The 13092-nt window shown below is 59.5% G+C and carries 9 protein-coding genes; 5 read left to right on the forward strand and 4 right to left on the reverse strand.

Annotated features, from left to right (window positions below; genetic code table 11):
* Positions 1–262: 262 nt before the first annotated feature.
* Genes CQ019_RS10080 through CQ019_RS10090 form a run of 3 tightly spaced genes read right to left on the reverse strand, consistent with a single transcriptional unit; the run spans position 263 to position 3125 of the window.
* On the reverse strand, positions 263–895 hold the full coding sequence (locus tag CQ019_RS10080) for an LUD domain-containing protein (protein WP_105552863.1): 633 nt from the start codon (positions 893–895) through the stop codon (positions 263–265).
* Positions 892–2343: a LutB/LldF family L-lactate oxidation iron-sulfur protein gene (locus CQ019_RS10085; protein ID WP_105552990.1), complete on the reverse strand. Its 1452-nt coding sequence runs from the start codon at positions 2341–2343 to the stop codon at positions 892–894. The genes CQ019_RS10080 and CQ019_RS10085 overlap by 4 nt, the downstream gene beginning before the upstream one ends.
* Positions 2344–2360: 17 nt before the next feature.
* Positions 2361–3125, reverse strand: coding sequence for a (Fe-S)-binding protein (locus tag CQ019_RS10090; RefSeq protein WP_105552864.1), 765 nt, complete (start codon positions 3123–3125; stop codon positions 2361–2363).
* 111 nt (positions 3126–3236) lie between these two features.
* Between CQ019_RS10090 and CQ019_RS10095 the strand changes: the two genes are divergently transcribed.
* From CQ019_RS10095 to CQ019_RS10105, 3 genes are all read left to right on the forward strand, one after another.
* Positions 3237–4949 (forward strand): L-lactate permease, encoded by a 1713-nt coding sequence (locus CQ019_RS10095; RefSeq protein ID WP_105552865.1) that lies wholly within the window; start codon positions 3237–3239, stop codon positions 4947–4949.
* A 28-nt stretch (positions 4950–4977) separates the two neighbouring features.
* On the forward strand, positions 4978–5685 hold the full coding sequence (locus CQ019_RS10100) for a FadR/GntR family transcriptional regulator (protein WP_105552866.1): 708 nt from the start codon (positions 4978–4980) through the stop codon (positions 5683–5685).
* A 248-nt stretch (positions 5686–5933) separates the two neighbouring features.
* Positions 5934–9134: a DEAD/DEAH box helicase gene (locus CQ019_RS10105; protein WP_181148394.1), complete on the forward strand. Its 3201-nt coding sequence runs from the start codon at positions 5934–5936 to the stop codon at positions 9132–9134.
* A 6-nt stretch (positions 9135–9140) separates the two neighbouring features.
* Here the strand turns inward: CQ019_RS10105 and CQ019_RS10110 are convergent, their stop codons facing one another.
* A complete protein-coding gene (locus CQ019_RS10110; RefSeq protein ID WP_181148396.1) occupies positions 9141–9584 on the reverse strand; it encodes a MarR family winged helix-turn-helix transcriptional regulator in 444 nt (147 codons plus the stop codon).
* Positions 9585–9753: 169 nt separating this feature from the next.
* Between CQ019_RS10110 and CQ019_RS10115 the strand changes: the two genes are divergently transcribed.
* Together CQ019_RS10115 and CQ019_RS10120 are read left to right on the forward strand one after the other, a co-directional pair.
* Positions 9754–10551, forward strand: coding sequence for a dioxygenase (locus CQ019_RS10115; protein WP_105569608.1), 798 nt, complete (start codon positions 9754–9756; stop codon positions 10549–10551).
* A gap of 422 nt (positions 10552–10973) precedes the next feature.
* Positions 10974–12782, forward strand: a complete 1809-nt coding sequence (locus tag CQ019_RS10120) for an L-lactate permease (protein ID WP_105569609.1) — start codon at positions 10974–10976, stop codon at positions 12780–12782.
* Positions 12783–13092 lie beyond the last annotated feature (310 nt).

The raw sequence follows: 13092 nt of genomic DNA on the forward strand, positions 1-13092 counted from the left end.
CATGGCGCAACGCGACCGTTCGAGCAGCAAGATGCTGCGCGTTCTGATAACGGCTGGTCGAGCAACAGCACCGACCTGCAGGAAGTGCATTCCGCGGACCTGGTTGCCGGGCAGGAGAATGCTTCGCTATCCCCTGCCGGGCAACCCAACGAAGCCGCCGCGACGGTACAAGCAGCCGGGGCCGATTAAGAGACTCGTGGCCGGATCCCCTTGGAATTTCAGGAACGGGATCCGGCCGCGATGGCTTTAATGAGTGTTTTTGCTACAGCCCGCGCACCAGCAGCACGTCCAGGGTGCGTGGTCCGTGCACGCCTTCCACCCGCTCCAGCTCGATATCGCTGGTAGCCGACGGGCCAGAGATCCAGGTCAACGGGCGGGTGATGGTCAGCCGGGGCATTGCTTCGGGAAGCAGCTGCACGATGCTGGACACCGGAACGATGCACAGGTGATGGTCCGGGACCAGTGAAATCGCGCGGCGCCCCTGGTTTGGTTCACCGTCGAGGATGATGGTTCCGGACTCGGCGATGGTGACTTGCGAGGAGGTCACCACGGCGCTGGTCTCATCCAGTTCGGCAACCGTAAGCCGTGACCCTGGGGCATCGGCAATCTGGGCGACACCCTGCGGCAGGTCAGCCAGCCACCGCTGATCCAGCCCATGCGGGAAGACCACCGAATTAGCGTCCTTCAGTTTCGCGGCGACAAGCTCGGGAATCTGCGCGTTGTCGATGACCTCTACTCCCGCCTTGTAATCGACCAGCCGGTCCACCAGCATTTCGATGAGCTCTTCCTCGGACATCTGCGAGGAGGTGCGGTACTCGCGGGGAGTCTCCTCGGCCACCGGCGCATCTGACAGCGCCGAACGGATGCGGCCTAGGATTTCTTCTTTGGCGCTCACTTGGACTCCTTTTCGTCGCTCCACCAGTCGCGGAAGGACTTGTTTGGCGGGGCGGGGATATCGCGGCTCTGCGTCCAGCCGGCCGCGATGCCCGGAAGCTTTTTGATCTTCTTATCCTTGCCGGCCATCAGGCGGCCCAGCGGCAGAGCCTTTTCAAGCAGGCCCAGGTTCTTGCCCTTGCCCAGTGCCCAGGAACCGCCCTTCATCATCAGGTCCATTTGGGTTGGGATCTTATGCGTCTCGCGTTTGGCATCCACGTCTTCGCCGCGCAGGTGCACGAGGATCTCGGGGATATTGATCTTCACCGGGCACGCGTCGTAGCAGGCGCCGCACAGCGAGGAGGCATAGGGCAGCGAACCGTTGTCCTCTGCCTCGATGCCGGTCATCAGCGGGGACAGGATCGCGCCAATCGGGCCGGGGTAGGTCGAACCGTAGGCGTGGCCGCCCGTGCGCTCGTACACCGGGCACACATTCATGCAGGCCGAGCAGCGGATGCAGTTCAAGGCGGTGCGGCCAAAGCGGTCCGACAGGGCGCGGGTGCGACCGTTATCCAGCAGCACGATGTGCACATCTTGCGGTCCGTCGTCGGCGCTGGCACCTGTCCACAGCGAGGTGTACGGGTTCATGCGCTCGCCAGTGGAGGAGCGCGGAAGCAACTGCATGAAGACTTCGAGGTCCTCCCACTTTGGCAGGACCTTCTCGATGCCCATGACGGTAATCAGGGTTTCCGGAAGGGTCAGGCACATGCGGCCGTTGCCCTCGGATTCCACGACGCCCAGGGTGCCGGTATCTGCCAGGGCGAAGTTCGCACCGGAGATCGCGACCTTGGCGGCCAGGAATTTCTTGCGCAGATGCGAACGGGCTGCCTCGGCCAGCTTGGCCGGCTCATCGGTGAGCTCCGGGTCCACCGAAGGCATTTCCTTCAAGAAGATATCGCGCACCTCGGTGCGGTTCTTGTGGATTGCCGGAACCAGAATATGGCTAGGCTTGTCGTTGCCCAGCTGAACAATGAGTTCGGCGAGGTCGGTTTCGAAGGCCTCGATGCCTTGAGTTTCAAGGTACTCGTTCAAACCGATTTCCTGGGTGGCCATGGACTTGACCTTGACCACCTCGGTGGAGCCGGTCTCCTTGACCAGCTCGGTGACGATCTTATTGGCCTCGGTGGCATCCCGTGCCCAGTGCACGGTGCCACCACGGGCGGTGAAGTTCTTCTCGAACTGGAGCAGCAGCTCTTCGACATTTGCCATCGCGTTGTTCTTGATGGCCGAGCCGGCATCGCGCAGTTCTTCCCAGTCGGGAAGTTCACCGACAACCTTCACCCGCTTGTCGCGAATGGTGTGGGTGGCATGGCGCAGGTTCTTGCGCATCTGGGTGTTGCCCAGCTCGCGGTGCGCGGCCTGGGGGAATGGCTCCTCTTCGAAAAGGTTGCCATGTCCCGCGGCTGGCATGCCGAGGAATACCTGAGTCACAGTGTCACCGTCTCTTCCATGGTGCTGGCCAGAATATCGGCCAGGTGCAGGGTCTTTGGTTTAGCCCCGGTGCGTGAGAGGCCGCCTCCGATGTGCATCAGGCAGGAGGCATCGCCCCCGGCGCAGGCCGAAGCACCGGTGGAGCAGATGTTCTTCATCTTGTCTTCGAGCATGGCCGTGGAAACGTCGGCGTTCTTCAACGAGAAGGTGCCGCCGAATCCGCAGCACTGATCCGCCTCGGGAAGCTCCTCGACGGTAATGCCTCCCACGGTTTTCAGCAGGTCCAGCTGGCGGTCGCCAAGCCCCAGCGAGCGCTTGCCGTGGCAAGAAGGGTGATAGGTGATGGTATCCGGGAAATAGCTGCCCAGCTGGTCGGCGGCATTGCTCACGCCGAGCACGTCAACCAGGAGCTGTGAAAGTTCGTAGGTGCGCTTGCCGACGGCAATCGCACGTTCCTTTAACTCGGGCTTGCCGAGCCGCTCTGCCAGATACGGGTGCTGGTGCTTAACAGAGGCAACGCAGGAGCCCGAGGGAGCTACCGCGACGTCGTAGTCGTCGGTGTCAAAGGCATTAATGTGGTTTTCGACCACGGGCAGGGCTTCAGGCATGTATCCGGAGTTGATGTGCATTTGCCCACAGCAGGCCTGGGCCTTGGGGAAAATGACTTCATGGCCCAAGCGTTCCAGGATTTTGACGGTCGACTTGGCGGTTTCGGGGTACATGGCATCCACGATGCATGTGGCAAAGAGAGCAATCCGCATAGTAAATAACTCTTTCAAAGTGTGGTCTGACCATACTATGTGTTCATCTTTGGATAAGTCAAGATTTGTTGTGATCGTACTCACCTTGTAATCTAGGTGGTCGGACCACGTATGGTCAGACCAACTTCGAGTAAGGACGCCCACACCGTGTTTACACCCTCCACAGATCCAGTTGCGGGAAGTGTAGCGATCTCTGCACTTGTTGCCTTGATCCCTCTTCTCACCTTCTTTGTTTTGCTGGCAGTAATCAAGACCAAAGCGCATATAGCCGGCCTTGGCTCGCTGGCAGTGGCCATCATCATCGCGATCTTCGGTTGGCATATGCCAGTTGGCATGGCATTGAACTCCGGGGTGATGGGCATGGTCTTCGGCGCCTTCCCGATCGTCTGGATCGTGGTGATGGCCATCTTCCTCTACCAGGTGACGGTGAAGTCCGGACGCTTCGAGGATCTGCGCCGCGTCTTTGACGTGATCGGTGGTGGCGACGTGCGTATCCAGGCCGTGCTGATCGCCTTCTGCTTCGGTGGCCTGCTCGAAGCGCTGGCAGGTTTCGGCGCACCGGTGGCAATTACCGCAACCATGCTGCTGGCTCTGGGTCTGGCTCCTTTGCGTGCGGCTTGCGCCGTCCTGATCGCCAACACCGCCCCGGTTGCCTTCGGCGCAGTGGCCATCCCGATCACCACCGCCGGTGCCCTGACCGGAATCCCGGCCACCGAGATCGGTGCGGTTGTGGGCCACCAGTCACCCCTGCTGGCGCTCTTTGTTCCGTCGATTCTGGTGCTGGTTATCGACGGCTGGCGCGGTATGCGCCAGACCCTTCCGGCGACCCTGACCATCGGCATTTCCTTCGGTGTGGCCCAGTGGCTCTGCTCGACCTACTTCTCCTACGAGCTGACCGATATCGTGGCCTCGCTCGTTGGCCTGGCCGCCGCAGTGATTCTGCTTCGCTTCTGGACTCCAAAGGGTGCCGACGAAGCGCGTGCGCGAGTGCTGACCGCGGAGGCTGCTGCCGAGCCGGTGGAGCACAACAAGAAGCTGCACGCCAACAACACCTGGATGGCCTTGTTCCCGTACCTGCTGGTGATCGTGATCTTCGGTATTGCCAAACTGTGGAAGCTGGGCGTTGACATTCCCGCGTGGCTGGCCAGCACCGATATCAAGTTCGGCTGGCCAGGACTGCATGGCAGCGTGGTCGATGCAGCGGGCGAGGCCGTATCCTCCACTATCTACAATTTCTCCTGGCTGTCCTCCCCGGGCACCCTGCTCTTGATCACCGGTGTGATCGTTGCATTCGTCTACTCGCGCAACACCGGCAACGGCAAGTACGCCATGACCTTCGGCGAAGGCATGGCAGAAGTTGGCAAGACTATCTACAACATGCGTTATGCGGCGCTGACGATCCTCTCGGTGCTGGGCCTGGCCTATGTGATGAACCTGTCCGGTCAGACCATCACCGTGGGCACCTGGCTCGCCGGTGCCGGTGGCGCCTTCGCTTTCCTTTCCCCAATCCTGGGCTGGATCGGTACCGCCGTGACCGGTTCGGATACCTCCGCCAACGCACTGTTCGCCAAGCTGCAGCAGACCGCCGGCGTCAACGCTGGCATCGACCCAACCCTGCTGGTTGCGGCGAACACCTCCGGTGGCGTGGTCGGCAAGCTCATCTCCCCGCAGAACCTGGCAATTGCCGCCACCGCGGTGAAGATGGAAGGCCAGGAATCGGTGATTCTCAAGAAGGTTGCCGGCTGGTCCGTAGGCATGCTGCTGGTACTGTGTACCCTGGTTTACCTCCAGTCCACGCCGATTTTGTCGTGGATGCTTCCGTAATCTAGTTCAAGGCTAAAATGGTCTTCTGATGTCTATTACTCCAGCCCCGCGTGCGTATCAAGTCGTCCTTGAGTCAATCGAGGCAGACCTCCGTTCCGGAAAACTCGCCATTGGGGACCAGCTCCCCGGCGAGCGTGCGCTCGCGGAGCAGCATCAGATTTCCAGAGCATCGGTTCGCGATGCCATCCGCGTTCTGGATGTGCTGGGCTTGGTCAGAACCTCTACGGGTTCCGGCCCGAACTCTGGCGCGGTTATCATCTCGAACCCGTCCGCGGGTATTTCCCACGCTCTGCGCATGCACTTGGCAGCGAAGGGCATCAACGTTCGCGAAATAGTTGAATCCCGAATCTTGATGGAAACCTGGGCTGCCCAGATGAATCCGCGAAATCAGGCGCATGCCCAACAGGTCATTGACCGCACCGCGGTGCTGATCATGCGCATGGATGACCCGCAGCTTTCCCGCGACGCGTTCCACCGGATCGATGCCGAATTCCACGTGTTGCTGGCCTCCATGGCGGGTAATTCGGTGGTGGAAACCATGATGGAATCCTTGCGAAACTCGATTAGCCAGTACGTCTCCGAATCAATTCCCGATGATGAGTCTTGGCAGCCGATCGTGCGGGTGCTCCGCCGACAGCACAAGGCCATTCACCACGCTTTCGCCACCAACCAGCGCGAACGTGCAGCGCAGCTGCTGGAAGAGCACATCACCTGGTTCTATTCGCAGACACGCTAAGGCACAAGGAATACCCCGGTAGCTATCCCGCAAGTGGGAAAGCTACCGGGGTATTCCTTGTCTCCAGCGCAGGCATGCACATTTTGATAAGTTCTCTGGCTTGTCGAGGCAAGAATGAATGGCACGACATAAAGCCCTGCGGAACTCGTCTATGCATCAGCTGGTCTGGGCACGAAGAATTTTGTCGGGCAAGCAAATAGACTTGAGGTACCGCTTCCCTCGGACCTGAGCCGCAACGAATGGTGGACATGGAATATACGCTGTCTTTTCCCGAGCTGAACCGTTACTTCGCTGCCCGAACGATGATGGAAGGCAGCCTCATCCATTCGTCGGGCGAGGTGAACCCGTACCGCTGGGTGCAGACCGGCGGGATGAGTCGTGTCCACGCCGACGTGGCCGACGCCGATGCGTTCATCCAGCTGGAACTGAATAATGGAAAAGTCCACTATGCTTTTAGCTGCTCGGCCAAAGAACCAGCGGGACCATGCAAGCACATCGCCGCGCTGGGTCTGTACCTAACGCGTAACCCGGATGAGGAACTGACGGTCAACGATGACTCCAGCCTCGACGCCCACGATGGGTCGAGTCCGCGGCCGATTCCGCACTGGCAGCGATCCTTGCAAGCACTCTTGCCCGTGGCGGAACCCGAGGCCGATATCGTCGAACTGGGCATGCTGGTCTCGGTGGTTCATGAACGATATCGGCATGCTGAGTCCTATGACATCAAAGTGCGTCCGGCCCAACCGGGAAGCCGCTCGCCCTGGGTGCAAAGCGGCGTCTCATGGTCGAATCTGCAAAATGACAAGCGTTTCGATGAGACGCAACGCAAGGCGATGATGGAGTTGCACGGGCTGACGCTGCGACAGGGCGAAGCCTACTATTACAATCATTGGGGCAACGATTGGGTAACCCTCAACGCCCTGCCGGGTGAAGAGCTGGTGCACTGCCTGAAGAACATCCGCGATTCGGGTGTCGCGATCGTGGCCGCAAAGACGAAGGAACCCATCAACTTCCCGCAAGCGCCTGCCACGGGTTTTGTTGATTTTACGGAAGGTCCCGCCGGGCTCACCCTGGATCCCAAGATTTCGGCTCCAGAGGGATTTCCGAAATCCATGATCGCGCTGGGCAGGCCACCGGCCGCGGCCGTGTTCTCTGACGGGGCACCGGATAAGGGCGGCTCCTTGCATCTTGCCTGCTTCGAACCGGCGATTACCAACGAGCTCATAGATCTTATCCGCAATGGTCCGTTGGAAATTCCGGCAGATCAGATAGCCGAATTCAACCAATCGTTCTTGTCCCGGGTGCGTCTCGTTGCGCCGCTGAGCAGTACCGATGGAAGCTTTGACGTACCGGAACCGGCGCGGCCAATGCTGCGGCTTGAACTGCGGCATTCGCGCAACGAATTGACCGGAGAGTTCTCCTGGCAGTATGCCGATGCGGGGGTGCGCCAGCGGAAGACCGAACGGCTGATCGCCCGCAGCATCCTCGACAAGGTCGGGTCCGCGCACCCCTTGGTGCAGATGAACACGGGAAGCTTCGCGCCACTGAGCCTGGACACTAGCGCGAGCATCGACTTTGTGCTTGATACCTTGCCATTGCTGCGTGAACACCCCGATGTGCACGTCGATGAGCAGACCGCAGTGCCTGACTATCGAGTCGCCGAGGGGCAAGCTGTGGTACGCATCGGGGCCGGCGAATCGAGCACTGATTGGTTCGACCTAGACGTCGATATCAAGCTCGCCGACCAGGACATTCCCTTTGTCGAGCTGTTCAGCGCGCTCAGCGCCGGGGATGACTACCTGGTGCTGGAAGACGCTAAGGTGGTTCCCATCGACGGCGAAGAGTTCCATATCTTGCGCCAGCTCATTGCGGAAGCCGGTGAACTGGCGCAAAGCACATCCTCGGGAGTGCGAATGCACCGGTTGAGCATTGACTGGTGGCAAGAGCTGGTAGCGCTGGGCATTATCGAAGCTCAGGAAAATGAGTGGCTCACCGCGATGGCGAAGCTGACCGGGATGGATGGTCCGGAACCGGTTCAGGTCACCGAAACCTTTACCGCTACCTTGCGCGACTATCAGCAGCAAGGGCTCAATTGGTTGGACTTTTTGCGCCGCCATCAGTTGGGTGGTGTGCTCGCGGACGATATGGGACTGGGCAAGACGGTTCAGTTGCTCGCCGCACTGGACAAAGCCCGTCACGAGGATCCGGACGCCAAATATCTGGTGGTCGCCCCTACCTCGGTGGTAGGCAACTGGGCGAGCGAGGCGGCCAAATTCACGCCGCAGCTTCGCACCACGGCGCTGGGTGAGACAAGCACCAAGCGCCGTTCGAGCGTGGCAGAGGCAATCGGCGATGCACAGCTGGTGATCACCAGCTACGCAATTTTCCGTCTGGATTTCGAGCACTTTGAAGCGATGGGCTTCTCGGTGTTGATTCTGGACGAAGCGCAAATGGTCAAGAACCACGCTTCCAAGGGATATAAGCAGGTTCGCCAGATTCAAGTGCCGTGCAAGTTCGTGGTCACCGGCACTCCGGTGGAAAACAACCTCTTGGAACTCTGGGCGCTGACTTCGTTAGCCGCCCCCGGCCTGCTCGGTGGGCTCAAGGCCTTCAAGGACAGCTATTCCAAGCCCATCGCTTCGGGGGATGGCTCGCGAATGCAACGGCTGAAGAGCAGGTTGCGTCCCTTTGTCCTGCGCAGGACCAAGGAGCAGGTGGCCAAGGACCTTCCGGCGAAGACCGAACAGGTCATTTACGTGGACCTGGAACCGGCGCACCGCAAAGCCTACGACCGGCGTTTCCAGCGTGTTCGCCAAGAGGTGCTGGGTCTGGTGCAAGACGTGGATTCCAACCGGTTCAAGATATTGCAGTCGCTGACCTTGCTTCGCCAGCTTGCCTTGGATCCCTCGCTTGTCGATGAAGGGACCGGACCAAGCGCGAAACTTGAACTGCTGCATTCGCTGCTGGAAGATGCGGTGGCCGAAGGCCATAAGATCTTGGTTTTTAGCCAGTTCACCTCGTTCTTGTCCAAGGCTCGCGGTGTTGCCCTACACCTTGGCTTTGAAACCGGCTATCTGGACGGAAGCACCAGCGGGGCAAAGCGCCGAGAGCTAATCGATGATTTTGGGCTCGGCAAATTCCCGGTCTTCTTCATTTCGCTCAAGTCCGGAGGGTTCGGCATTAACCTCACCGCAGCGGACTACTGCATTTTGCTGGATCCGTGGTGGAATCCCGCGGCCGAAGCCCAGGCTATCGACAGGGCGCACCGCATCGGTCAGGATAAGCCGGTGTATGTGTACCGGTTGGTTGCGAAGGACACCATCGAAGACAAGGTCCTGGCTTTGCAGGCAAGGAAGACCCAGCTCTTCAACGATGTGCTGGGGGATTCGGACCAAATGGCGGCGGCTGCATCCCTGAATACCGAGGATTTCCTGGCGCTTCTCGAATAACCGGGATTATTGGGGATCTTCGATTTCCTCATTCATACGGTGCAGCAGGTCGGCGAAACGACGCACATCCGTCTCGTCCCATTCGGACAAGCGGCGGTGTAGCCGCTCGCGCAGGGTATTCCCGCTGACCTTCCAGGCCTCGCGCGCTTTTCCGGTGACCGAAACCAGCTGGGCTCGGCCATCGTTTGGATCCGAAGTACGCGTAATGAGCCCCATGGTCTCAAGCTGCTTGACCATCCGAGAAATGGTGGCCTTGTCCAGTTCGAGGTGTTCGGCGAGGACACCTTGCTGCTGTGCATCGTGGTGAATCAAGAAGGACAGAATCCGGTAGCCCGGTGCCTGCAACTCCGGATGGATCGCTTTGGCGCGTTCGCGGATTGTCTGGCGGGCGCGAAGCAGGGTGGTGGTGAACTCTTTTTCCACCTCGGAAAGCAGCTTTTCATCGTGCATGGTTACCATTCTAGGTATCTCCGGCCCGGTCATCGACTTTTAGCTCGCAAATAAGACCATGGCGCGGTTGCATGCACCGGGCGCAGGATGCATTTAGCGGTGGGGTGGTGCCATGGATAACAACGTAAATTACTTGAAGCTTCAATAAACTTGAGTGTATCCTTGTCTCATGACGCAGCCAGCAGAACTCCCTCCAGTCCTCTTCCTTAGCCATGGTGCACCGCCATTGGCCGATGACGCCCGATGGACCAGTGAACTAGCTGACTGGTCAGGTGCCATCGATAAACCCAAGGACATTCTGATGATCTCCGCGCACTGGGAAAATGCGCCGGTGACGCTGAGTGCCACGCAGCAGAAAAACGAACTTGTCTATGACTTCTGGGGCTTTCCGCAGAAGTACTATGACGTACGCTATGACGTGCCTATGGCTCCAGAGCTAGCAGCTGAGGTTGAGCGGCTGACCGCAACGCATGGTCACCACGTGGAGCGCGATGAGACTCGCGGGCTCGATCATGGCGCCTATGTGCCGTTGAAGGAAATGTTTCCGGACGCCGACGTTCCGGTGGTGCAAATGTCGATGCCGACCCTGGATCCGGCTGGCCTGTTCGAACTCGGCAAATCGCTGGCCCCGTTGCGCGAACGCGGAACGCTGATCGTCGGGTCGGGTTTCACCACCCACAATCTGCGTTGGTTCAATCCTGCCGCGGGGGCCGATTCCGCTCCGCCGGCGGCTTCGAGCGAATTTGACCACTGGGCCGAAGAGGCGATGGCGCGCGGCGATGTGGACTCCATTCTTGATTTCATGCACAAGGCTCCGGCGGCCCGCGAGGCCCATCCGCGCTCCGAGCACTGGGCGCCACTGTACGTATCCCTTGGTGCCGCCTACGCCTCTGGCGGTATCGACGCGAAGACTGCCATCGAAGGCTTCTGGTACGGACTGTCCAAGCGCTCCTGGACGCTGACCTAAAGTTCCGCAAGATCCCAAGAAACACAATAACGATCTCGCGGCCCGCCTGGGGCCGCGAGATCGTTATTGGTTCCAGAGCAGAGCGGTGCCACCAGGGGATTGTGCGCCACTTTCGCGAGGGTAGGCCCATTCGGCTGGAAGCATCGAGGCCAATTGCCGTTGAACATTAAGGGGCGGAGCTCGGGGCCCGCAGATTATCTGCTGACGTCAGGACTCCATTAATCCTGCTTCGCGAAGTTCTCTCGGGAGCTATGGCAAGATCCATTGCGTGACTACCCTCACAATTTATGTGAGAATAGGTTATGCTCTTATGGTCAGACCATAGTGGTCTGACCATAAGGTGATTGGTTTCTCGCACAAAGTGAAGCTGCCTGGACGCAGATTGGAAGTCTGCGGAAGTATGGTCAGAGAGGATCAGAAATATGGACAACTTAGCTGTGCTCGCGTTGCTCGCGCTGGCGCCGATATTAGTGGTTGGAGTGTTGCTCGCAGGCTTCCGCTGGCCCGCGAAATTCGCGATGCCGGTCGGATATGTCGTTGCGGTGCTGGTGGCACTATTCGTCTGGAAAATGGACTTCAGCGGTGTGCTTGCAGCCTCGATTGAAGGGCTCATCGTCGCGGCAACCATGCTGTACATCGTGTTCGGCGCTTTGCTGTTGCTCGCGACGCTTACCGTTGGTGGCGCAATGTCCACCATCAGGGCCGGGTTCAACAACATTTCTCCCGACCGCCGCGTCCAAGCGGTGATCATCGGCTGGCTGTTTGGCAGCTTCATCGAAGGGGCCTCGGGCTTCGGTACTCCTGCCGCCGTTGTCGCGCCGTTGCTGCTGGCCTTGGGCTTCCCGGCTATGGCCGCGGTGATGGTGGGCTTGATCATCCAGAGCACGCCGGTGAGTTTCGGCGCGGTGGGCACCCCGATCCTGATTGGCGTCCAGCAGGGGCTCGGTGGCGATCCTGCAGTGGCAGAACGTATCAGCGTGCTGGGCGTGACCATGCCGGAATTCGTGGGTTCAATCGGACTGCAAGTCGCAATAATCCACGCCATCGTAGGCTTGCTCATTCCGTTAATTATGGTCTGCATGCTCACCGGATTCTTCGGTCCGGAGCGCCGCTTCCGTGATGGTCTGGCCGTATGGCCCTTCGCCATCTACGCATCCCTGGCCATGACGGTTCCTTCTGTACTTACCGCCCGCTTCCTCGGTCCTGAATTCCCCTCGCTATTCGGTGGGCTGATCGGCCTCGCACTGGTCATGTTTACCTCCAGCCGTGGATTCCTGATGCCCAAGGAAGTCTTCGACTTCGGGCCCAAAGAGACTTGGTCCGAGCGTTGGATGGGCTCCCTCGAATCGGCCAAGGCCGTTGACCTTACCGGGCGCATGGGTGTGCTCCGTGCCTGGGCGCCCTATATTCTGATGGGCACTCTTTTGGTCGCGACACGAGTGATCCCGGACCTTAAAGCATTCCTGACGGGACTGGCGATTCCAGTAGCGGACATTCTCGGCACCGGAATCAGCACCAGTATCCAACCGTTCTACCTTCCCGGCTTCGTGCTTATCCTCGCTTCCGTCTTTGCGTTCGTCTTGCATAAGATGAACGGCGCCCAAATTGCACGAGCTTTCAAGGTGTCGGCCGGGCAGCTCTTTGGCACCGCCGTTGCACTGCTCTTCGCCGTTCCGCTGGTGCGCATCCTGATCCAATCGGGACCGGAACTGAACAATTCGGGACTCTCCAGCATTCCGGTGACGTTGGCCGAGGGCGCCGCGGCGATTTCCGGGGGCTTCTGGCCGCTCATCGCGCCGTGGATCGGCGCGTTGGGAGCGTTCGTGGCAGGCTCCAATACGATTTCGAACCTGACCTTCTCGCAGTTCCAATTTTCCACCGGGGCGCAGATCGGCGTTCCTCCGGAATCCATTGTGGCGGCACAGGCCGTCGGTGGAGCTGGTGGAAATCCGATTTCCATCCATAACATCGTGGCCGCCTCGGCGACTGTTGGATTGCTAGGACGCGAAGGTGATTTGCTGCGCAAGACGATCCTCGTCACGATCTACTACTGCTTGGCCGGCGGCACACTTTCCTTCCTGTTCATTCACGGGCTGGGGCTGAATGCCGGCACAATCATGCTGGCGGTGCTGCTGATAGCCATCGCGCTGATCGTGCGGTGGATGCTCAAGCAAAGGCCATATGTCGCAGGCAAGCATTCCGGGATCAACTCCCCGAAGCTCTCGGACTAGAAAAAGAGGAGCCCAGGCAAGCCGGCATTCATGCGGGCTTGCCTGGGCTCGCTCGTGTGCTCTGGGTGTTGCGAATCGACCGCGTACGGCAAGGCAGGAGGCTGCTCGCAACGTCCCGGACTCCAAAACGATTCGCGCAAGGAAGAAGCTTTTGAAATTACGTAACGGCAGATTATAGATCTGAAAACCCCGCCTACGCCGCGAGCAGTCTCGGTTCCAGCGATGGTCGCCACTATTGGGGGATTAGCCTCAGCATTGGCCCGAAGAGCGGCTGCCGCGACCTCATCAGGCACACGAGCCAGGAATTAAT

Source organism: Arthrobacter sp. MYb229, from assembly GCF_002975405.1.
Taxonomy (GTDB): Bacteria; Actinomycetota; Actinomycetes; order Actinomycetales; family Micrococcaceae; genus Glutamicibacter.

Excerpts from the sequence above, each read along its gene's own strand:
- CQ019_RS10085 (WP_105552990.1), bottom strand. The coding sequence starts at position 2,343 with ATGCCAGCCGCGGGACATGGCAACCTTTTCGAAGAGGAGCCATTCCCC.
- CQ019_RS10090 (WP_105552864.1), bottom strand. The coding sequence starts at position 3,125 with ATGCGGATTGCTCTCTTTGCCACATGCATCGTGGATGCCATGTACCCC.
- CQ019_RS10095 (WP_105552865.1), top strand. The coding sequence starts at position 3,237 with ATGGTCAGACCAACTTCGAGTAAGGACGCCCACACCGTGTTTACACCC.
- CQ019_RS10100 (WP_105552866.1), top strand. The coding sequence starts at position 4,978 with ATGTCTATTACTCCAGCCCCGCGTGCGTATCAAGTCGTCCTTGAGTCA.
- CQ019_RS10105 (WP_181148394.1), top strand. The coding sequence starts at position 5,934 with ATGGAATATACGCTGTCTTTTCCCGAGCTGAACCGTTACTTCGCTGCC.
- CQ019_RS10110 (WP_181148396.1), bottom strand. The coding sequence starts at position 9,584 with ATGCACGATGAAAAGCTGCTTTCCGAGGTGGAAAAAGAGTTCACCACC.
- CQ019_RS10115 (WP_105569608.1), top strand. The coding sequence starts at position 9,754 with ATGACGCAGCCAGCAGAACTCCCTCCAGTCCTCTTCCTTAGCCATGGT.
- CQ019_RS10120 (WP_105569609.1), top strand. The coding sequence starts at position 10,974 with ATGGACAACTTAGCTGTGCTCGCGTTGCTCGCGCTGGCGCCGATATTA.